The organism is Corynebacterium sp. (assembly GCF_030826625.1).
Lineage (GTDB): Bacteria > Actinomycetota > Actinomycetes > Mycobacteriales > Mycobacteriaceae > Corynebacterium.
Genome location: NZ_JAPJNQ010000045.1, coordinates 1 through 19,475, shown reverse-complemented (window position 1 = coordinate 19,475; position 19,475 = coordinate 1). Strand labels below are relative to the sequence as shown.

The window sequence follows — 19,475 nt, the reverse complement described above, 5'->3', positions numbered from 1 at the left end:
CGCTGCCACGTCATTGATCGCCTGCAACGCAATCCGATCACCAGCTTGGTCATAGATCATTGCCTGCCAGGCATTAGCGCATTCGGGTGAGGAATATTCAGGGTGCGCATGGTCAACATAAAAACGGGCGCCGTTATGGGTAACTGCGTTGGCAACACCCAAAGTTTCTGGATCGACCATTGGTGTCGTGCGGTAGCGCTGTCGATCACCACCCCGGGTGTCACGAGTGGGATGCTCTGCAGCGAAATCCCACCGCGAGCGGGCTCCAATTCGGCGCAGCGCATAGCTCACTACCGCGTGCGTCGAGGTAATGATGGGGCTCAACTTCGGCGCGGAGGGCGTAGCGATACCAAATTCAGTTTCTGTGCCCATGAAGCGGCGAAATTTTTGCGTGCTCGTCATAGCGTGTACTCCTGTGTGTACAAAGTTGGCCTAGACCAAGCTCCGTGCAGCAACAACAGATTGAGATAATTTTACGATGCGATTCCATTCTTCCGGATTGGCGGTATTTGGAAGATCTTCACTCTCGTCTTGCTCTGTGCGCACTGCTTCTTGGATATGGCGCAAGGAAATCCCATGTTCACCAGACGATCCCGAAGCAATGAAGTCTTTGATTGCCAGCTTCTTGGCGCGATCGACGACATTCGCGATCAGTGCACCAGAAACGAAATCACCATAATGCAGTACGGCTGTGCTGCCATCTCGTAGCGTTAGCTCCACGAACGGCCGCGGGGCAAACAACGCATCAACGGCGCCGTCGATGAGCACATCGAGTGGATCTGTATGAGGCACGCCCTCGTGCAAATACCTGCTGACGATATCGGGGGCTTCCTGCTTCGACGGACGCGAAATCCGGATCTTAATATCCAATCGGCCCGGTCGCAGCAGCGCCGGATCAATCAATTCTTCACGGTTTGTCGCGCCGACTACGATCACGTTATCGAGACCTTCGACACCATCGATCTCCGTTAACAGCTGTGGTACCGCCGTAGTCTCTATATCCGAAGAGACGCCTGTGCCACGGGTACGGAAAATTGATTCCATTTCGTCGAAGAAAACGATTACCGGCGCGCCGTCAGAAGCGAGCTCGCGAGCACGCTCGAAAATCAAACGAATCACACGTTCTGTTTCGCCGACGTATTTGTTTAACAGCTCAGGGCCTTTAACGTTCAGGAAATACGACGCAGAACCATCACCAACCCGGGATGCTAGAGAATGCGCGACCGCCTTGGCGATCAAGGTTTTACCGCAGCCCGGAGGCCCATACAATAACACGCCCTTGGGGGGATGCAGCTGGTAATCACGATACAGCTCAGGGTGGTCAAATGGCATTTCCACGGCATCGCGTACTTGTTCAATTTGCGCGTCTAAGCCACCAATGTCGTCGTAAGTGACGTCGGGGATTTCTTCCAAAGCCAGTTGGGTGACTTCTGCTTGCGCAATGCGCTCGACCGCAAAGCCGGATTTCACGTCGGCAAGCACACTATCGCCGGCCCGCACGTGACCGACTAATGGAGCGGCCAGGTGCATCACGTGGGTATCGCCCTGCGGGGTGGAGGCAAGCACACGAGTACCGCCTTCTGCAGAATCTTCGACGAACTCACTCACTCGCATCAGCACGCCGTCGGAATGGAAGCCACAATCTTCTACGATCACGCTGCCATCGCCTAGCCGGACCTGTGCGCCGGTCGGGATTTCGTGTTCGAGCAGTGGGGAAACACTCACCCGCAGCCGGCGCGTGGAGGTGAACACATCAGCCTCACGGCGGCTATGTGGAGCGTATCCAAGGAATACGCCGTAGGTGGAAACCGGCTCTTGTAAGGCATTGAGTTCGGAAGTCAGCTGCGCCAACTTGTCTCTGGAAGTTTTGAGCAGAGTCGCTAATTGCTCATTGCGTTTGCGTAATTCACGCACATCACGCCGAAGCTGTAGCTGTGGGTCCGGAGTTGTTTTGGTCATGGGGTATACCGAACCTCCCTTCTGCTTGTGTCTTTGTTGTTGTGGGGTCTGGTTGTTGTTGTGGTTTCTGAGAACTTCGGACAGGGATGCGCTGGTATTTCGAACGAGCTGTTGTTCGTGCTGGATACGGCCCTGTCACTAGCGCCACGGCGAAAGTCAGATGACCTTGCGATTTCTCTTGTTTTCTCTCGCTAAAGCCTAACAAACTAGGCTAGGAATAGCTAGGTTAGGCCAGGCTAGTGACGTGTTTTGCTGACTATTCGCTGTTCGATAGCTGAATGTTTCGTGACTGAATGATCGATGGTTAACGACGGGCTTTGCGCTTCGGCCGCGGGGGTACGACACCATCGGCCAATCGGCGGGTCATGATCAAAAAAGCTGTGTGCGCATTCATACGGTGTTCTGGTCGTGTTGCCAGGCCTTCGACCTTCCAGTCACGCACTAAGGATTCCCAGGCGCGCGGTTCAGTGAAACACTTCTGCTCGCGAATACCTTCCATGACCTTCATCAATTGCGGCACGGTAGCAACATAGGTGATAAAAACCCCGCCGGGGACCAAAACGTTTTTTACTGTCTCCAGCATTTCCCACGGTTCCAGCATGTCAAGAATCACGCGGTCAACCGGACCTTCCGTGTCTTCAGGCGTGAGCTGTTGGAAATCACCGAGCCGTGGACTCCACCATTCTGGCTGCTCGCCGAAATACTCTTTGACGTTGTCAATGGCGTAGCCGATATGATCGTCGCGCAACTCGTAGGAGTACACGTGGCCTTCGGGGCCAACAGCACGCAATAAAGCCATCGACAACGCTCCAGAACCAGCGCCGGCTTCGAGCACTCGTGCTCCACGGAAAATATCGCCTTCGATGAGGATCTGTGCAGCATCTTTCGGATAAATCACCTGTGCACCACGCGGCATAGAGAGCACGTGATCGACCATCAGGTGGCGGAACATGAGGAACTGGCCACCCATGGTCGAGGTAATCACTGAGCCTTCATCCATCCCGACGATGTCATCGTGCTCAACGATGCCCTGGTGAGAATGAAATTTGTTGCCTTCTTTGAGATAGAGGGTGAAGTGTCGACGCTTGGCATCGGTAAGTTGGACACGATCGCCGTATTTGAAGGGACCAGAATATGCCATTAAGCAGCCTTTCCTAGAATTTCGATTGTAAGCGGGGCGATTCTGAAGGGGCTAGATTGTGAAAACGAAAGAGACAAGACAAAAGCTACGCACCAAACACAGTTAAATTAGTGGACGAGAAATTAGTGGATGAGATAAGCCTCGAGCGCTTGCGAGAACCACAATTGGTCGACCACACCAATCATTTCACGTGCTGAGTGCATCGACAGCATGGGCACACCAACATCTACGGTATCTATACCCAAAGCCGTTGCTGTCACCGGTCCGATGGTGGAACCGCACGGCACAGAATTATTGCTCACGTAATTTTGGATCGGCACCATGGCAGCGTGGCAGGCATTTTCCCACATCGCGATCGTGCGCGCATTCGAGGCATAACGTTGTTTTGAATTGATTTTGGTGACCGGCCCAGCACCGATGATCGGTGGGTTATGCGGATCGTGTTTTTCTGCATAGTTTGGGTGGATCGAGTGCGCTGCATCGGCCGATACACACGATGAGCGCCGCAACATCTGCATATACCCTTCACGGTCGACGCCCATCGCGGTCGCTGTTCGTTCCAATACTTCTGACAATATTGGCCCCTGCGCACCAGTCGTCGATGCCGAACCGACCTCCTCGTGATCAAACGCGGCCAGCACCGCGATATCGGAGCCAAAATCGTCTCCTTCGACCGCGCGCAACAGTGCCGTGAGACTGGCAAAGACACTCGAGAGGTTATCCATGCGTGCAGAAGCCAGAAAATCTGCATTCGCGCCGAAGAGCCCAGCCGGCTGCGCTGGTGCTGTAATCAGGTTCCAGGAGGCAATATCAGCCTCAGCAATACCCAATTGACCGGCAAGAATTTCCTTGATGCCACCAGCGCTGACTTGTTCGCTAATGGCCTCGCTGGTGGCATCGGCAAGCCCCATGACCGGGTGCAGATGCTTTTGCTTGTCGACGTTGAATTCTTTCGAACCATCGAGGTGAATCGCCAAATGCGGAATACGCAAGATTGGGCCAGTGTTGACCAGTCGCTCAGAACCATCCGCCAAAATAACCTGGCCTGCTAAAGTCAGCTCGCGGTCAAACCATGACGGAATGATCGGACCACCATAGATCTCTACTCCCAATTGGTGCCAACCGTGCTGCCTGCTATCTGGCTGTGGCTTCAGACTAAACCCAGGTGAATCCGTATGTGATCCGATGATGCGGAAACCAGATGCTTCGTTCGCTTCCTCCGGGACAAACCATGCCATCACTGCCCCATCACGCACGACCACATGCCCACCTGGGCTCGCATTCCACGGTTGCGTTTCATCATGCTCGGTAAAACCAGCTTCGACTAGCCGATCTGCCACAGCATGCGCCGCATGGAAAGAACTGGGTGCAGCGTCCAAAAACTCCATGAATTCATTAATCTCGTTCATCACAGTTCATACCTTCGGGGTCGCAGTCAACAATTACTTTCGTCCCATCCAGCTTAGTGCTAACCCACCGACACCGTTTAAGCTGGATAGCATTATGAGCACTACCGGCAGTACCTCTACTACCCAGCAAGCATCCCGACGTCCGAAACCACTAGCTCTATCACCATCTCGTGCAGGCGATTATCAACAGTGCCCATTGCTGTATCGGTTGCGCGCTATCGACCGGCTACCCGAGCCGAAGACACTAGCGCAGGTCAAAGGAACCTTGGTGCATGCTGTTTTGGAAGACATGCATAAACTTCCGGCTGCAGAGCGCACTTACCCCGCTGCAGTGAAAATGCTCAAACCGAACTGGGAAAAGATGTGTGCTGCCGACGGTGACCTCGCTGAATTGGTGCCAGAATCCGAGACCTATGATTTCTTGGTGCAATGCCGCAGCTTGGTCAAAGGCTATTTCCAGATGGAAAACCCGCAAGGCTTTGACGCGGAATCCGTCGAAATGTATGTCGACACCGTTTTACCCAACGGTGTGCCCGTCCGTGGGTTCATTGATCGAGTAGATAAAGCACCCACGGGCGAAGTGCGTGTTGTTGATTATAAGACCGGGAAAAAACCGATCCCGCGCTTCTCCCACAACGCCAAGTTTCAGATGTTGTTTTATGCATTGGTGTACTGGCGGATGCAACACACTATTCCCCACCAGCTTCGTCTGATGTACATCAAGGTCATCGACGACATGGTACTCGCCCCGTCGAAAGAAGAACTGGAGTTTTTCGAACGAGACTTAGGTGAGTTGTGGGCAAAAATAGAGCGCGACGGCCATAGCGGGCATTTCCGCACGAAAACCTCAAAGTTGTGTGGCTGGTGCCCGCATCAAAAGCTATGCCCGGAATTTGGGGGAACTCCTCCCCCATACCCCGGTTGGCCTGGTTCCGCTGCCGATAAAACTTCCTAGTCGGCAGCGATCCAGTTTGGGACTTTGCCCGAAGCCTCAAGACTCAGGCCTCAGGACTTGGGGCTCAAGGCTTAGATTGATGCCGCAATGCTTTAGGCTTAGTCCCTTATGCTTTTAAGACAAGCCGCTGATTACTCCGTTGGCAGTGATGTCGATGCGCTCGGCTGCCGGCCGCTTTGGCAAACCTGGCATCGTCATCACTTCACCGGTCAGTGCAAGAACGAAACCTGCTCCGGTACGTGGCAGTAGCTTACGCACATGCAGGGTGTGTCCCTGTGGTGCACCTAGCTGCGACGGATCATCGCTGAAGGAGTACTGGGTCTTAGAGATGCACACTGGCAGTTTGTCCCAGCCACATTCACGCAGGTAGTCAAGGTCCTTGCGCGCGTTCACCGAGTATTCAACGTTGGCAGCGCCGTAGACATTCTTCGCGATCGTAGCAATCGATTCTTCGACGCCGTCGGCTGGATCATACAGAGTGGTGCTCTTACCGTTGAGGTTGGCCAGTACCTTGTCCGCCAACTCTTTAGCACCGGCGCCACCGTTAGCGAAGACCGTCGACTCGGCGAGATCCACATCGAACTTCTTCGCCCAATCGTGCATAAACTGGATTTCTTCTTCACTGTCGGAGCCGAAAATATTCAATGCGACCACTGGGCGTACGCCAAACTGACGAACGTTGTTGACGTGCTGTTCCAAGTTCACCACGCCCGCGCGCAATGCTTCAACGTTCGGGGTTCCCAGTTCCGTCTTTGCGATACCACCGTTGAATTTCAGTGAACGAATCGTCGCCACCACGACCGCAGCATCAACGTTAAGGCCAGCGTGACGGGCTTTGATATCGAAGAATTTCTCTGCGCCCAGGTCAGAACCAAAGCCTGCTTCTGTCAGCACAATATCCGCTTGGTTCAAAGCAACCTTGGTCGCCAACACACTGTTGCAACCGTGGGCGATGTTACCGAACGGGCCGGTGTGTACAAGCGCAGGAACGCCACCCAAAGTTTGCACCAGGTTAGGCTGCAACGCATCTTTGAGCAAAACGGTGAGTGCGCCATCAGCCTTCAGCTCGCGTGCGGTCACAGGCTGTTTATCGTAGCTATAGCCGACGGTGATATCACCCAAACGCTTACGCAAATCTGCGAGATCCGTGGACAAACCAACGATCGCCATAATTTCCGACGCTGCAGTAATCGTAAAACCGGCCTCACGAGGAGTCCCGCTACCCGGACCACCCAGCCCGGTGACTACGGAACGCAGTGAACGATCGTTGACGTCTTCACAACGCTGCCAGGTCACGCGACGTGGATCGATGCCCAACTCATTGCCTTGGTGAATGTGGTTATCGATGATTGCGGCCAGCGTATTGTTAGCCGAGGTGATCGCGTGAAAATCGCCGTTGAAGTGCAGGTTGATTTCGTCCATAGGCACGATCTGGGAATAGCCACCTCCGGCAGCCCCGCCTTTGATGCCCATCACCGGCCCCAAAGAAGGTTCGCGAATGGCGACCATGGCGTTCTTTCCAGCTTGTGCTAGTGCATCAGTCAATCCAATGAGAGTCGTTGACTTACCTTCACCGGCTGGTGTCGGCGAAACTCCGGTGACAAGAACGAGCTTGCCGTCTTCTCGACTCCAATCGAGCTTGGTTGTGTCGATCTTGGCTTTCTTTTCGCCGTATGGAACAAGTGCGTCGTCTGGAATCTGTGCTTTCTTAGCGATCTCTGCGATCGGTTCTAGCACGTGATTATTCGCAATTTCTACATCTGTGGGAATAGAACTCATGCCCACCACCTTAGTTATTTTCAGGCCAAAGTGATGGGCATTATATTCGCGGCTCAATAAGCAGCGATTAAGTGCGACTGCGCTTAGTCGTCCAAGTACAGCTTTCCACGGAATTCAGGGTGCATCAGGTTTTCCTTAGACAGCACACGGTCAACTGTTGCTTCGTCCAACAGTCCCTTTTCCAGGACCAATTCGCGCACGGATTTACCGGTCTTTGCGGCTTCCTTACCGATCAAGTCTCCTTGGTGGTGACCGATGAGAGGGTTGAGGTAAGTCACGATACCGATGGAATTCTCCACGTATTCGCGGCAGACATCGGCATTGGCAGTGATTCCTTCGACGCATTTTTCGCGCAGAGCATCGACTGCATTGCCGAGGATACGCACCGACTGGAACAAAGCCTCACCCATTGCAGGCTCCATCACATTAAGCTGCAGCTGACCAGCCTCGGAAGCCATGGAAACGGTCAAATCATTGCCGAAGACCTTGAAGACAGTCTGGTTGACAACCTCAGGAATAACTGGATTGACCTTCGCAGGCATGATTGATGAGCCAGCCTGGCGTTCTGGAAGATTGATTTCGTTCAAGCCGGTTCGTGGACCAGAAGAAAGCAAACGTAGGTCGTTGGAGATTTTGCCCAACTTCGAAGCAGCGCGCTTGACCGCCGAGTGCGCGAGCACATACGCACCAGTGTCAGAGGTAGCTTCGATCAGGTCACGCGCGGTTTTCAGCTCCAAACCAGAAACTTCGGACAAAGCGGCCGTGACCTGGTGGCGGTATCCAGCCGGGGTATTGACGCCAGTGCCGATAGCCGTTGCGCCCAAGTTGATCTCGAGCAGACGCTCCTGTGCCTCGCGCAAGACCGATTGCTCTTCAGCAAGATTTGCACCAAACGCGCGGAATTCGTCGCCAAGCGTCATCGGCACAGCGTCTTGCAACTGAGTGCGGCCCATCTTGAGGATGTCAGAGAATTCATGGGCTTTTTGAGTGAACGCAAGTTCCAGTTTGCCAATTTGGTCGATCAGACGATCCATGACGGCATACAGACCCAAACGGAAGCCGGTTGGGTAGGCATCATTAGTGGACTGCGACATGTTGACGTCGTCGTTCGGGTTGAGGACATCATAGGCGCCTTTTTCTTCACCCAGATACTCCAGCGCAAGGTTGGTGACCACCTCGTTTGTGTTCATGTTGAGCGAGGTACCAGCCCCGCCCTGGAAGACATCCAGTGGGAACTGATCCATGCAGCGACCTTGCTCCAAAATCTGGTCGCAGGCCCAGATGATGGCCTCAGCCTTCTTCTTGGGCAACGTGTGTAGGCGACGGTTAGCCATAGCCGCAGCCTTTTTAACCATCACCATGCCGCGGATAAACTCTGGAACGTTGTTGATCGTCACCCACGAGATCTGGAAGTTGTCGATCGCGCGCATCGTGTGAATGCCGTAATAGACATCGTTCGGCACTTCCATCGCACCGAGCAAGTCATGCTCAGTACGAGTCTTCTTGTTCGATTTGTTAGCCGAACCACCTGAAGTGTCCTGTGGTTTTGCGGACTGGGTGGTGGTATCTTTTTCTTCGGATTTTTTCGCCATCTAAAACTCACTCCTTTGCGCGGGTGTGCGCTTGAGGTTGAATGATCGGACTCGGCGGTGGTGAGCCCGTGGAACGCTTTCTTAGACGTCCGTCACCGCCCCAGAATACCTGGGGACTGATTCATGCGCGCGATGCGAAGATTTACATGCGCGCGATGCGAAGGTCAGAAGCCAAAATCGCTTCTGCCCCAACTGCTGAGATCTCGTCCATCAAGTTGTTTGCTTGCTTTCGAGGTACGAGTGCACGAACCGCAACCCAGTTCTCGCGTGCCAACGGCGACACCGTGGGGCCGGTAAGTCCCGGGGTGAATTTCGCGGCGGCATCCAAGTTCTCCCGCGAAATGTTGTAATCAATCATCACGTAATTTTGTGCGTGCAAAATGCCCTGAATGCGCGAAAGCAAGATTTGTTGCTCGCCTGTCACCTCAGCGCCTCGACGAGAAATAACGACCGCTTCTGATTCAATGATTGGTTCGCCGAAAGCTTTCAATCCTTGCTGCCGCAGCGTGTTTCCGGTGGACACCACATCGGCGATGGCATCGGCCACGCCTAATTTAATCGAGATTTCGACAGCACCATCGAGGCGGATGACCTCGGCAGAAAGACCACGCTGAGCCAAATAGTCGCGGACTAGGTTCGGATACGAAGTAGCAATCCGTTTCCCTTCCAGCTGTTCGATTTCCCAGCTTTCGTCGTCTGGGGCCGCGAAATAGAAACGTGAATCACCGAATCCAAGCGAAAGCACCTCGTCGACGGCCGCACGGGAATCCGCAGCAAGGTCACGACCGGTGATGCCGAGGTCTAGTTGCCCATTCGCAACATAAATCGGGATATCTTTCGGGCGGAGAAAGAAGAATTCAATATCGTGCTCGGTATCCGCGACGGCTAAGGCCTTGGTATAGCCACGGGTTTTATAGCCAGCCTCTTTCAGAATGGACTGTGCGGCGTCGGAAAGCGAACCTTTGTTGGGGACAGCAATTTTGATCATGAGAAATACCTTTGCAACGGGTGCGCGGTTTTAGAGGTAACGATAAACATCGTTTGGATTGAGGCCACGTGCAACCATCATGACTTGCGTCCAGTACAGCAACTGAGAGATTTCCTCCGACAGTTCCTCATCGGATTGGTACTCCGCGGCAATCCAGACTTCGCCTGCTTCTTCGATGATTTTCTTGCCGATATGATGCACACCGGCCTCTAATGCCTGTACTGTGCGAGATCCTTCCGGCCGTTGTTGAGCTTTGCGGGCTAATTCTGCGTGCAACTCGTCAAAATTCTTCACGATGGCCATTCTAGGGCAAAATCAGCTACTCGTTTGCCCTTAGGCGGAAATCCCCAACAGTGAATCAAGCGCTACCCGTACGAGTTCCGCAGCTTGGGAATCATTGACCCCCCGTGGCCCTTCTGCCCATTCGTCGATGGCGCGCAACGCCGACGGAGAATCCAAATCATTAGCGATACACGTGCGGATCTTCTGCACCAATTGCTGTGCTGTGGTGAGATCACCAGGGTTCTCCAGGGCGGAACGCCAGTTTTCCAGGCGTTTTTCGCTGTCTGCGAGTAGTGCATCCGACCAGTCCCTGTCACTGCGATAATGCTGTGAATAAACACCGATGCGGATTGCTGCTGCTTCGTGTCCGGCTGCGGTGAGTTTGTGAATGAACACGAGGTTGCCCAGTGACTTCGACATCTTGGTACCCTCTAGGCCAATCATGCCAGCGTGCACGTAATGTCCTGCCATCCGGTCGACACCGTACGCGGATTCAATATGGGCTGCAGAGAACTCATGATGTGGGAAGGCAAGATCGGAGCCGCCACCTTGAATATCGAATTGCGCACCAAGACGGTTCGCTGCGATCGCAGCGCATTCGATGTGCCAACCCGGTCGACCACGACCGAACGGTGCCTCCCATGAGGGTTCGCCTTCCCGCTCAGCTTTCCAAATCAAGGCATCGAGCGGATCGCGCTTACCTGCACGCTCCGGATCACCTCCGCGCTCGGCGAAGAATTTCATCATTTCCGCACGGCTAAAGTTTGATTCGTAACCGAATTGTTCCGTTGCAGCGATCGGCGCATAAATGTCTGGATATTCGCCGTCCAAGATATAGGCCTTGCCCTGGTCCAATAGCCTGCCAACGATGTCGATTATTTCGTTGACAGTCTCCGAGACGGACATGAAATCTTGTGGCGGAATGACGCCTAATTGCTGCATGTCAGAGCGGAAAAGATCTGTTTGCTCTTTGCCTAGCTCACGCCAATCTAGGCCATCGCGATCTGCTCGCTCAAACAATGGGTCATCTACATCGGTGACGTTTTGCACGAAATGGACGTCGCGACCGTTGTCCAACAATGCTCGATAAACCAGGTCAAAGGTCAGATAGGTTGCCGCATGCCCCAAGTGCGTCGAGTCATAGGGAGTAATACCACAGACATACATGCCCGCAGGACCGTCAGGATTGTGGAAGCTGACCTCGCGAATTTCAGCATCGGCAGTGTCATATAAACGTAACGGCACTGGTGAGCCATTGCGTGCGGAGATGGTGGGAACGACAGGAACAGGCCAAGATTTCATAATTCCTACTCTAACGAGGATTAAACAGGCTGGAGAACTCCCAAGCCCAACAGCGCCATGACCAGCAGACCCAGCGGGATGCGGTAGGCGGCAAACCAGGCAAACGAGTGATTAGCAACGAACTTCAGCAGCCATGCAATTGCTGCATAGCCAACGAGACCAGCAACCAATGTACCAATTGCTAACTGCATTCCACTGGCGGCCTGACCGGCAGCTGGACCAAATGCGTCGGGAAGCGAGAATAAACCGGAGGCCATAACGGCTGGAATCGCTAACAGAAAACTGAAACGGGTGGCAACCTCGCGGTCCAGGTTCAAAAAAAGACCCGCAGAAATCGTACCCCCAGATCGTGACACACCAGGGATCAAAGCGAGGCACTGCGCCAGCCCCATGACGATGGCGTCGCGAAAATTCAGTTCACCACTAGTGCGCGTCTTCTTACCCCAACGCTCTGCGGCAATAAACACAAACGAGAACAGAATGAGCACAGCGGCCGTGATCCACAGGTTGCGTAGAGAGTCGCGAATGAAATCTTTCGCCAAAAACCCGATGACTCCGATCGGAATTGAGCCGACGATGATCATCCAACCCATCTTCCAATCGGCTCCGCGAGCATCCCGATCGACAATTCCTCGGCACCAACCACGAACGATCTGGACGATTTCGCGCCAAAAGAAAATCACCACTGCGATTTCGGTGCCTAGCTGGATAACAGCAGTAAATGATGCACCAGCGTCTGCACCCCAGAAAAATTCTGAGAAGATCCGCAAGTGGCCTGACGACGATACCGGCAAAAATTCGGTTAAGCCTTGTAGTACGGCTAAGACGATAACCTGCACCCAAGTCATGTCAATTTCGGTGGCAGTTGTCGCCGCTCCCGCCGCGTGGCTAGCAGTATCCAAAGCTACATCGCTCGTAATCACGGCTACCAGACTATACCTTTGCCCGAATGGTGTTGAACTCCCTGCTCTATCGGCGATGATGCATGCTGGATCCAGCTTCCGGAGTTTTCTGATGCTGCTGATAAACTCACCTGTTGTGAATATGCGGTTTCGGTCGGTGCAATTTCGTCCCTACGTGTTCGCTGCGTGCGCTTTAGTGGGCGCCAGCGCGCTCGTCGCTTGTGCAGATAATCCCGTGCTTCCCGGTGGTGATGCCCCTGCCATGGGGAATGCCAGCCCAGTCGCCAGTTCTCCAGCAGTTGATGAAGCCAAGCTCGCTGGCGTGACGGTCTCCCGTCCGGAATTTTCCCGCGTCTCGGACATGGCTATAGCTGGTGATACTCTTGCGGTGCGCAACGGCGGTACATTGTGGTTCGGCACCGTCGACGAGCTTGCCGACGGCGGAACGGTCGTTGATATTGATCCCTCATGTGGCGACCTATCCGCCACCGCGGATCATTTTGTCCTCGCTTGCGATTCCACCGTGCAGGTATTTGCGGCTGGTGAAACCACGGCTGAAGAAATCACCCCGGAGGTAGACTTCCCGGTTACCTCAGCGACGCGGATGAACAATGGCGATCTAGTTCTTGCCTCGTATGAGACCGCGGACGTCGCCATCGTGGCACCTGATGGCGTAGTACACAGTAAATTTATCGCAGCAGCGCCCACCGACGAATTAGTGCACGTGGAATCTGAATCGCACGGCGAACAATTGGTGCGTACCTGGCGAGAAGACACGACAATCCAGAATTTGGATTGGCGTAACGAACGCGGCGGCGGCACTTTGCGGGTCGGCCTGGGTGTCGGTGCGATCTCCGCAGGTGATGAGGGATTGGTACTAGCAGCCGATACTCGGGGCAATCAGCTGGCCGTCTACACCGCCCTCGACGTGATTCGATTGCACCAAACCACCCCTGTTCCAGCAGGGCCGTGGGCCGTGGGCTGGGATAGTGACCGGGAACTAGCCTGGGTCGCTTCCACCGAAGGCAACCGGTTGACTGGCTTCAAGCTCTCGAGCGGGGTTCCCCAGCAAGCCAGCCAGTTACACACGATCGCTGATGCACAATCGATGGTGATTAACGATGAGGGCACAATCGTGCTGGGATCAGCTTCCGGGGCCGGCATCCAGGTTATTGCTGATCCAGAATTATCTGAGGAGAACGCACAATAATGGCTTCACAGTCTGCACAATCACGGGACAACCGCACTATCGGACGCGCTCTACACGGAGCGCGCAAGCAACTATATCGAGCGGCGTATGGCACGGCACTGCGCGTGATGTTCCAGGTCGATCCAGAGCGCATCCACCACGGTGCCAATAACGTCATGGCATTCGTCAATTCGTCAACACTGTTGCGTGGCTTGCTATCCAAAACATTGTGCACGGATGATCCCCGACTTGCCCAAGACGTTTTCGGCGTGCGGTTTCCACGCCCGCTGGGACTAGCCGCAGGCTTCGATAAAAACGCCCGCGCAGCCAAAGCGTGGTCGGCTATTGGCTTTGGATTTGCTGAACTGGGTACCGTCACGGCGGCAGCGCAACCTGGTAACCCACAACCGCGTTTGTTCCGCTTGCGCGAAGACCATGCCATCCTGAACCGCATGGGGTTCAATAACGACGGTGCAGCCGTCGCGGCCCGCAACCTGCGTGGACATCTCACGAGCGGTGATCCTGCAAAGCGTGGGATCATCGGGATTAACATTGGTAAAACCAAAAAGACCCCGGTGGAACAGGCCGTCGACGATTACCGCCGTTCAGCGTCTGTGTTGGGATCGATGGCTGATTATTTGGTCGTGAATGTCTCATCGCCGAATACACCTGGATTGCGTGACCTGCAGGCAGTGGAATCTTTGCGTCCAATTCTGCAGGCAGTGCAGGAAGTTTGCACCAGCCCAGTGTTGTTAAAAATAGCACCGGACCTGTCCAACGCCGACGTTGATGCCTGTGCAGATTTGGCTGTTGAATTAGGTCTTGCGGGAATTGTTGCCACGAATACGACGATTTCACGTGAGGGGCTGAAAACGCCCGCCGCCCAAGTCGAAGCAGCGGGTGCAGGCGGAATCTCCGGCCCACCAGTAGCGCAGCGTTCGTTAGAAGTATTGCATCGTTTGCACGAACGCGTTGGAGATCAGTTGGTTCTGATCTCGGTCGGTGGTATCACAACCCCGCAGCAAGCCTGGGAACGCATTACAGCCGGCGCTTCCCTATTGCAGGGCTATACGGGGTTGATCTATGGGGGTCCAGGCTGGATTAAAGATATTCACCGCGGAATTCTGCAACAGTTAGATGCCCACGGCCTAGAGGATATTTCCGCGGCTGTGGGATCTGGCTTGGAGTGGCGTGAGGCATAGTCCCTAAAATTGAGAAAGACCTGAAAGCACTCTTTTAGTTAGGCTTTCGGCATCACGGAGCGGCGCAATACCAATGCGCACAATACTGCGAGCACTGCATAGAGTAGTAGCCAATGTTGTCCCATGTAGCCTAGTGCCGTCGCCGGCAAAAACTGACTGGCAATGATGAGCACAACTGCCACGGCGAGGGCAACAACTTGACTGATGCTTGCTTTCTGGGCGCGGTTGACGGTGGCGAACGCACCGAAAAGAACTGCTGCAATACAGATCGCCAAAAATGCTGGGGTGATGGCGAATGGTACCGCCCAGCCATCAGAAAACCATGCGACTACGCTAAAGATTGCCAGCGCAACTGCAAGCGCAATAAAAGAGCCACCGGCCCGTAGAGCCAGTGGCACAGTCACTTCACGCCTAGTGGAGTGACGGTTGTTGGAAGAAGAGTTTTTCGCTGCCATGAATGAACAGCATACTTCCCTAGTTACTTGTTTTCGGCCCAACCCCACAGGATGGCACGTCCAATTGCGTGGAAGTGCAGGTTAAAGCCCAAAACTGTCGGGCTCGCGTCCTCTGGAATTTCCATTTCTTCGGTGTCTACAGCATGCACGGCGTACAAGTAGCGGTGCGGGCCGTGACCCTCTGGTGGTTGCGCACCAAAGTGGGTACGTTCGCCGGAGTCGTTGACCAAGGACTTCACGCCTTTGATGCCGAGGTCTTCTGCCTCACCCGCGTTGGTCGGCAGTTCAGTGACATCTACAGGGATATTAAACGCGGCCCAGTGCCAAAAGCCGGAAGCAGTTGGCGCGTCCGGGTCGAAGCATGTGACGGCTAGCGATTTAGTGCCTTCCGGCAGGTTCGACCATGCTAACTGTGGTGAGTTGCTCTCTGGAGCCTGGAATTTCTCCGGGATTTCATCGCCGTCAACTAAATCTGTGGAAGTTAGCGTGAAAGACGGCAGGTCCTTCAACGGTGCATATGGGTCTGGTCCAGGAAAACGGGAGTCATTTGCGTAATCGGTCATGACACCATTTGTACCTGAACCTTGCCGAGATCGCCGGTATTATGCAGGCTGACCGCATTCGGTGACAGCGTTCATGGCATGCCTGGTTTTGCCAATCGTTCCCCTGCGGCACCCCATTTTCGCCTTTAACCTGCAAATTTGTTTTAACTACATATGACATACTAAAGTAAATCAGCGTTGCCGAGCTTAAGAGCAAAGCAAGTAGAAAAACTTTGTAGATACCTTTCTCGTCAAGTTCTTCATACTTACTGAGCTTGCATGCTTGCGTACACCCAGCCCGGGTGGCGGAATGGCAGACGCGCTGGCTTGAGGTGTCAGTGTCCTATTAACGGACGTGCGGGTTCAAGTCCCGCTCCGGGCACAATGTGTAATCTCGGGACATCGTTCAACGGTGTCCCGAGATTTTTGCTTTTCACATCTTCTCCGCCCAGTAACACTTGCGCGAGAGTTTTGGACAGAGATACGTGTGCAGGGACTTCGGTCAGAGTCATGCACGCATGTCTCTTGCTAAGACAGTCACCAACTAGACTGAGGAGCTATGGATTCAGATCGAACCCAATCACAACAACACCAGCGATCCGAGAATTCTGCGCGCAACAAAGGACGCGGACCATGGCTGAAAAGTTTCTTGCATTTTTGTGGCACCGTACGCCGTGATGCATGGGCATCAATCCGCCGCTGGTCGCTCGCCCGTATTCTCACCGTCGCAGGCATTACGATTGCTTTGCTCGTACTGTTTATCGTTATCGACTTTCCGACCCTGACGTCGTTACGCGAAGCAGCTGACTCTGCGGGCAGTGGTTTCATGGTGCTGTTCTGGCTGGGTTATGTATTTTTCACCCAATTTCCCCTACCACGCACGGTATGGACGGTCGCCTCGGGGATTTTGTATGGCCCGTGGATCGGACTACTCATCGCGCTCACTGCTCTGACGGCCTCTGCCGCCATTTCCCTGCTGTTAGTCCGCTGGTTGCTTGGTGATTGGATGGCTCCCCGGCTCAAACACCCCGCGGTGTCTGGAATTAATTACCGGCTGCGCAAGCGGGGCTGGCTCGCGGTGGCATCGCTGCGTCTCATCGCCGGCGTGCCGTTTTCTCTAGTCAATTACACTGCGGCATTGACTTCAATCCCGTTTTTCCCCTTCGTCCTTGCCACGCTGCTGGGTTCGGCTCCGGGTACCGTCGTCGGGGTGCTCTTCGGCGATACCTTGATCGCAGGCACGAATCCGCTTGTCATCGTGCTACTGGCGGCAATCGCGGTTGTGGGCATTGGTGGATTAATCCTTGACGCCCGAATGCCAGTGCAAACGCGTACAGTAATCAAGTCTGAACCATAGACTAGCCTGAGCGAGGCCACGGTTAAGCAGGGTATAAACTGGAATCTAGTTTTATCCCAAGCTAGATCAACTCGTCTGCACCAGCTTGTAACCGTTGAGGAGGTCATATGTTTGCCGTCCATGCCCGCTATCGTGGCAGTGCACCCCGGCGCGCTGATCTCGTGCAACGCTCGGCTGCAGCCTTGTCGACGCTGGATGGTGTTGATGGATTCAACGTTGTGGGCGTGGAAGATATCACTTCGACGATGGATGAACCGTCAACGGTGTGTGACATCACCATGGCGTTACTTGCCGACGGGGAATGGTCCGTTGGAATCGGGGTTGCCACAGGCAAAGATGCAGCATTATCCGCGGCACAAGGCACGCTTCCGCGCAATGCGCGTGCTGGAAGCGTGTGGGCAGAAGTCACGAACTCACCAACAGTGGCTGAAGATATCGCAGCCTGCTTTGCCTTGCTGGGACAAGTGCTCAATAAGCGAACTTATGAAGGCCGTGAAGCCACCGCGATGGTACGCAGCGGCTTAACCCAAAATGAGGCGGCAGAACAACTCGGTATTTCAAAGCAAGCGATATCGCAACGTCTCCAGGCCGCAGGCTGGGCTGCAGAAAACGCAGGTTGGCGTCTGGCAGTCAACCTCTTGACTACAGCAGATCGGATTTCTGCAGCTCGGGGTTAGTCACAAAGTCCACGAGACGTTCTACAGCGCCGATCAAAGAGATATCAACATCCCTGAAGGTATGCACCGAATTATAGATGTGGTGCCACGCTTCTTTCGGGTTTGACCACCCCGCAGCTTCGCACACCCCGGTTTTCCAATCCTGCCCGCGTGGGATGTGGGGCCATTCCGCTAAGCCAACACGCGCGGGCTTTACGGCTTCCCAAATATCGACATACGGATGGCCGGTCACTAAAACGTGTGGGCCGACGTTTTCGGTCAGGCGTGCTTCTTTCGTGCCCGCGATCAGGTGATCCGCGAGAACTCCGATGCGGCGTTGTGCTGTTGGCTGGAATTCTGTGAGCCGTTCTTCGAGGTTATCGAGCCCTTCCAGATATTCCACGACGACGCCTTCTACGCGAAGGTCATGCCCCCAGATCTTTTCGACGAGTGCTGCGTCATGCACACCTTCCACCCAAATACGCGAAGGAGCAGCAACGCTGGCGCTAAGATCCTCTACCCGGCGCGAACCCGAATTTGAATGCGTCGGTGTCTGTGGCTGAGGTTGCTGCATCTTTTTGGACAGGTTCACGCGTTGGCCTTCGTGTAAAAACCCGCCGGTAATGATGGGAAATACTCGCCGGTTGCCATAGCGATCTTCCAGTCGCGCTAAGTAACCAGAAAAGGTTTTGTCGATGTCGATGAGCGCACCGACGAAATCTTCGCCGACGACTTCTAATATCAGGCCGGGCTCAGCTTGCAGATCCGGAAAATTTGGTGTCTGTCGACGCGCATGTCCTCGTAAAATATCGCCACTATACCGATCTCTACTCATGGTTTTTCAGTGTATCGATTACTATGGCCGACGATGTCTATCCGCGCCGAAGTCTATTCTCCTGTCCAAAACACTGCAGTGTGGCTTGCTGCTTGGCTCTACGGCTATGAATCGAGCGATGCTACCCTCGATGCGCTCCAGGAACTCGGTGGCACGAATACCATCGAAGGCACACCAATCATCGAGCTGTTATCCGGATTGCGCGCAGCCACCGCCGATATTTTGCAGCAGCCGGAACCAGTACTCAAGCTCGTGTTGTCGGGCCCGGGCGAACCGCCGGCGCTACCGGCTGGCGGTGCCTCGGCACGCTTGTATGCAGAACGCGACGCGGCAGGTGCGATCGTGGTCCGCGACGCCAACCCAGAGCTGCACCACGTTCTGCTTCCGCACTATTCCGATGGCCACACTGAATGGACCTGGATCCGAGAAACTGGATCTCTGCCGCCAGCAACTGGATTGATGGCGGGTGATGCAGATTATTACCTCAGCCAAGCCACGAACTCGGCTGCGAAACTTATTGAAGAATCTGCGCACATACCCAACGATGTGCCGAATGCCCGGATGACCGTTGGTACATTGGCAGATTTTTATGATATTCCGGGACTTCCCGGTTCCGTCCCGCCGCGCGTGGCAAAACTATTCGCGCGCGCAGATATGGTTGCTGCGACAATCGAGCTGCTCACGGACAAACTTGGTGATCACAGCCTTGATCACCAACTGTTTGGTTTGTTCCGGCACCTGCGACACGCTCGGATAGCCGGCGTGGAACGGGCGTGCACCGAATACGCCCGCGCCTAGTGCGCGAGCGTTTTTCCTGCAGCATTTTCCCGGCGCATTGGTGCGAAACCGAAAACACTCGAGCTAGTTTTTCGTCCAGATATCACAGCAACCTGCCGCACACGGTTGCCCATTGTCGGTGTTGCCTTGTAC

General features: G+C 54.4%; 19 protein-coding genes and 1 tRNA gene. 7 read left to right on the top strand and 13 right to left on the bottom strand.

Annotated features, from left to right (window positions below; all coding sequences use genetic code 11):
• The 4 genes from RCH87_RS06865 to RCH87_RS06850 form a co-directional block, all read right to left on the bottom strand.
• Positions 1 to 402: proteasome accessory factor PafA2 family protein (locus RCH87_RS06865; protein WP_306515972.1), on the bottom strand; the 402-nt coding region annotated here is incomplete at its 3' end.
• A gap of 30 nt (positions 403 to 432) precedes the next feature.
• Positions 433 to 1,959, bottom strand: coding sequence for a proteasome ATPase (arc, locus tag RCH87_RS06860; protein ID WP_306515970.1), 1,527 nt, complete (start codon positions 1,957 to 1,959; stop codon positions 433 to 435).
• A gap of 304 nt (positions 1,960 to 2,263) precedes the next feature.
• Positions 2,264 to 3,100: a tRNA (adenine-N1)-methyltransferase gene (locus tag RCH87_RS06855; RefSeq protein WP_306515969.1), complete on the bottom strand. Its 837-nt coding sequence runs from the start codon at positions 3,098 to 3,100 to the stop codon at positions 2,264 to 2,266.
• 122 nt (positions 3,101 to 3,222) lie between these two features.
• Positions 3,223 to 4,509, bottom strand: a complete 1,287-nt coding sequence (locus tag RCH87_RS06850; protein ID WP_306515968.1) for a M18 family aminopeptidase — start codon at positions 4,507 to 4,509, stop codon at positions 3,223 to 3,225.
• 94 nt (positions 4,510 to 4,603) lie between these two features.
• Here RCH87_RS06850 and RCH87_RS06845 point away from each other — a divergent pair, with 94 nt between their 5' ends.
• Positions 4,604 to 5,464 carry a RecB family exonuclease gene (locus RCH87_RS06845; RefSeq protein ID WP_306515967.1) on the top strand — a complete coding sequence of 287 codons (861 nt, stop codon included), beginning with the start codon at positions 4,604 to 4,606 and terminating at the stop codon, positions 5,462 to 5,464.
• Positions 5,465 to 5,578: 114 nt separating this feature from the next.
• Here RCH87_RS06845 and RCH87_RS06840 read toward each other — a convergent pair whose 3' ends face one another.
• The 6 genes from RCH87_RS06840 to RCH87_RS06815 all read right to left on the bottom strand — a co-directional run bounded on the left by RCH87_RS06840 (position 5,579) and on the right by RCH87_RS06815 (position 12,255).
• The gene (locus tag RCH87_RS06840; protein WP_306515966.1) at positions 5,579 to 7,243 is read right to left on the bottom strand and encodes a formate--tetrahydrofolate ligase; all 1,665 of its coding nucleotides are present in this window, start codon (positions 7,241 to 7,243) and stop codon (positions 5,579 to 5,581) included.
• An 83-nt stretch (positions 7,244 to 7,326) separates the two neighbouring features.
• The gene (gene aspA / locus RCH87_RS06835) at positions 7,327 to 8,835 is read right to left on the bottom strand and encodes an aspartate ammonia-lyase (RefSeq protein WP_306515965.1); all 1,509 of its coding nucleotides are present in this window, start codon (positions 8,833 to 8,835) and stop codon (positions 7,327 to 7,329) included.
• A 142-nt stretch (positions 8,836 to 8,977) separates the two neighbouring features.
• Positions 8,978 to 9,823, bottom strand: coding sequence for an ATP phosphoribosyltransferase (hisG, locus tag RCH87_RS06830; RefSeq protein WP_306515964.1), 846 nt, complete (start codon positions 9,821 to 9,823; stop codon positions 8,978 to 8,980).
• A gap of 30 nt (positions 9,824 to 9,853) precedes the next feature.
• On the bottom strand, positions 9,854 to 10,126 hold the full coding sequence (locus tag RCH87_RS06825) for a phosphoribosyl-ATP diphosphatase (RefSeq protein WP_306515963.1): 273 nt from the start codon (positions 10,124 to 10,126) through the stop codon (positions 9,854 to 9,856).
• A gap of 30 nt (positions 10,127 to 10,156) precedes the next feature.
• Positions 10,157 to 11,407, bottom strand: a complete 1,251-nt coding sequence (gene mshC / locus RCH87_RS06820) for a cysteine--1-D-myo-inosityl 2-amino-2-deoxy-alpha-D-glucopyranoside ligase (protein WP_306515962.1) — start codon at positions 11,405 to 11,407, stop codon at positions 10,157 to 10,159.
• 20 nt (positions 11,408 to 11,427) lie between these two features.
• Positions 11,428 to 12,255 (bottom strand): undecaprenyl-diphosphate phosphatase, encoded by an 828-nt coding sequence (locus RCH87_RS06815; protein WP_306515975.1) that lies wholly within the window; start codon positions 12,253 to 12,255, stop codon positions 11,428 to 11,430.
• 190 nt (positions 12,256 to 12,445) lie between these two features.
• On the opposite strand from RCH87_RS06815, the gene RCH87_RS06810 reads away from it, so the two are divergent.
• Together RCH87_RS06810 and RCH87_RS06805 are read left to right on the top strand one after the other, a co-directional pair.
• Positions 12,446 to 13,519: a hypothetical protein gene (locus RCH87_RS06810; protein WP_306515961.1), complete on the top strand. Its 1,074-nt coding sequence runs from the start codon at positions 12,446 to 12,448 to the stop codon at positions 13,517 to 13,519.
• Positions 13,519 to 14,700, top strand: a complete 1,182-nt coding sequence (locus RCH87_RS06805; RefSeq protein WP_306515960.1) for a quinone-dependent dihydroorotate dehydrogenase — start codon at positions 13,519 to 13,521, stop codon at positions 14,698 to 14,700. Before RCH87_RS06810 ends, RCH87_RS06805 begins: the two co-directional genes overlap by 1 nt.
• 38 nt (positions 14,701 to 14,738) lie before the next feature.
• On the opposite strand, the gene RCH87_RS06800 is transcribed toward RCH87_RS06805, so the two are convergent.
• Together RCH87_RS06800 and RCH87_RS06795 are read right to left on the bottom strand one after the other, a co-directional pair.
• Positions 14,739 to 15,155, bottom strand: coding sequence for a hypothetical protein (locus RCH87_RS06800; protein WP_306515959.1), 417 nt, complete (start codon positions 15,153 to 15,155; stop codon positions 14,739 to 14,741).
• A 23-nt stretch (positions 15,156 to 15,178) separates the two neighbouring features.
• Entirely contained in the window at positions 15,179 to 15,718 is a 540-nt protein-coding gene (locus RCH87_RS06795) for a YbhB/YbcL family Raf kinase inhibitor-like protein (RefSeq protein ID WP_306515957.1), read from the bottom strand.
• A 275-nt stretch (positions 15,719 to 15,993) separates the two neighbouring features.
• On the opposite strand from RCH87_RS06795, the gene RCH87_RS06790 reads away from it, so the two are divergent.
• The 3 genes from RCH87_RS06790 to RCH87_RS06780 all read left to right on the top strand — a co-directional run bounded on the left by RCH87_RS06790 (position 15,994) and on the right by RCH87_RS06780 (position 17,731).
• A tRNA-Leu gene (locus RCH87_RS06790) sits at positions 15,994 to 16,079 on the top strand.
• A gap of 255 nt (positions 16,080 to 16,334) precedes the next feature.
• Positions 16,335 to 17,054, top strand: a complete 720-nt coding sequence (locus RCH87_RS06785) for a TVP38/TMEM64 family protein (RefSeq protein ID WP_373690943.1) — start codon at positions 16,335 to 16,337, stop codon at positions 17,052 to 17,054.
• A gap of 107 nt (positions 17,055 to 17,161) precedes the next feature.
• Complete coding sequence (locus tag RCH87_RS06780; RefSeq protein ID WP_306515956.1) at positions 17,162 to 17,731, top strand: helix-turn-helix domain-containing protein; 570 nt, start codon at positions 17,162 to 17,164, stop codon at positions 17,729 to 17,731.
• On the opposite strand, the gene RCH87_RS06775 is transcribed toward RCH87_RS06780, so the two are convergent.
• On the bottom strand, positions 17,697 to 18,545 hold the full coding sequence (locus RCH87_RS06775; RefSeq protein ID WP_306515955.1) for a DUF3097 domain-containing protein: 849 nt from the start codon (positions 18,543 to 18,545) through the stop codon (positions 17,697 to 17,699). The two genes, RCH87_RS06780 and RCH87_RS06775, sit on opposite strands and share 35 nt — an antisense overlap.
• Positions 18,546 to 18,578: 33 nt before the next feature.
• On the opposite strand from RCH87_RS06775, the gene RCH87_RS06770 reads away from it, so the two are divergent.
• Complete coding sequence (locus tag RCH87_RS06770; RefSeq protein WP_306515954.1) at positions 18,579 to 19,343, top strand: hypothetical protein; 765 nt, start codon at positions 18,579 to 18,581, stop codon at positions 19,341 to 19,343.
• Positions 19,344 to 19,475: the final 132 nt, after the last annotated feature.

Excerpts from the sequence above, each read along its gene's own strand:
- arc (WP_306515970.1), bottom strand. The coding sequence starts at position 1,959 with ATGACCAAAACAACTCCGGACCCACAGCTACAGCTTCGGCGTGATGTG.
- RCH87_RS06855 (WP_306515969.1), bottom strand. The coding sequence starts at position 3,100 with ATGGCATATTCTGGTCCCTTCAAATACGGCGATCGTGTCCAACTTACC.
- RCH87_RS06850 (WP_306515968.1), bottom strand. The coding sequence starts at position 4,509 with ATGAACGAGATTAATGAATTCATGGAGTTTTTGGACGCTGCACCCAGT.
- RCH87_RS06845 (WP_306515967.1), top strand. The coding sequence starts at position 4,604 with ATGAGCACTACCGGCAGTACCTCTACTACCCAGCAAGCATCCCGACGT.
- RCH87_RS06840 (WP_306515966.1), bottom strand. The coding sequence starts at position 7,243 with ATGAGTTCTATTCCCACAGATGTAGAAATTGCGAATAATCACGTGCTA.
- aspA (WP_306515965.1), bottom strand. The coding sequence starts at position 8,835 with ATGGCGAAAAAATCCGAAGAAAAAGATACCACCACCCAGTCCGCAAAA.
- hisG (WP_306515964.1), bottom strand. The coding sequence starts at position 9,823 with ATGATCAAAATTGCTGTCCCCAACAAAGGTTCGCTTTCCGACGCCGCA.
- RCH87_RS06825 (WP_306515963.1), bottom strand. The coding sequence starts at position 10,126 with ATGGCCATCGTGAAGAATTTTGACGAGTTGCACGCAGAATTAGCCCGC.
- mshC (WP_306515962.1), bottom strand. The coding sequence starts at position 11,407 with ATGAAATCTTGGCCTGTTCCTGTCGTTCCCACCATCTCCGCACGCAAT.
- RCH87_RS06815 (WP_306515975.1), bottom strand. The coding sequence starts at position 12,255 with ATGACTTGGGTGCAGGTTATCGTCTTAGCCGTACTACAAGGCTTAACC.
- RCH87_RS06805 (WP_306515960.1), top strand. The coding sequence starts at position 13,519 with ATGGCTTCACAGTCTGCACAATCACGGGACAACCGCACTATCGGACGC.
- RCH87_RS06800 (WP_306515959.1), bottom strand. The coding sequence starts at position 15,155 with ATGGCAGCGAAAAACTCTTCTTCCAACAACCGTCACTCCACTAGGCGT.
- RCH87_RS06795 (WP_306515957.1), bottom strand. The coding sequence starts at position 15,718 with ATGACCGATTACGCAAATGACTCCCGTTTTCCTGGACCAGACCCATAT.
- RCH87_RS06780 (WP_306515956.1), top strand. The coding sequence starts at position 17,162 with ATGTTTGCCGTCCATGCCCGCTATCGTGGCAGTGCACCCCGGCGCGCT.
- RCH87_RS06775 (WP_306515955.1), bottom strand. The coding sequence starts at position 18,545 with ATGAGTAGAGATCGGTATAGTGGCGATATTTTACGAGGACATGCGCGT.
- RCH87_RS06770 (WP_306515954.1), top strand. The coding sequence starts at position 18,579 with ATGTCTATCCGCGCCGAAGTCTATTCTCCTGTCCAAAACACTGCAGTG.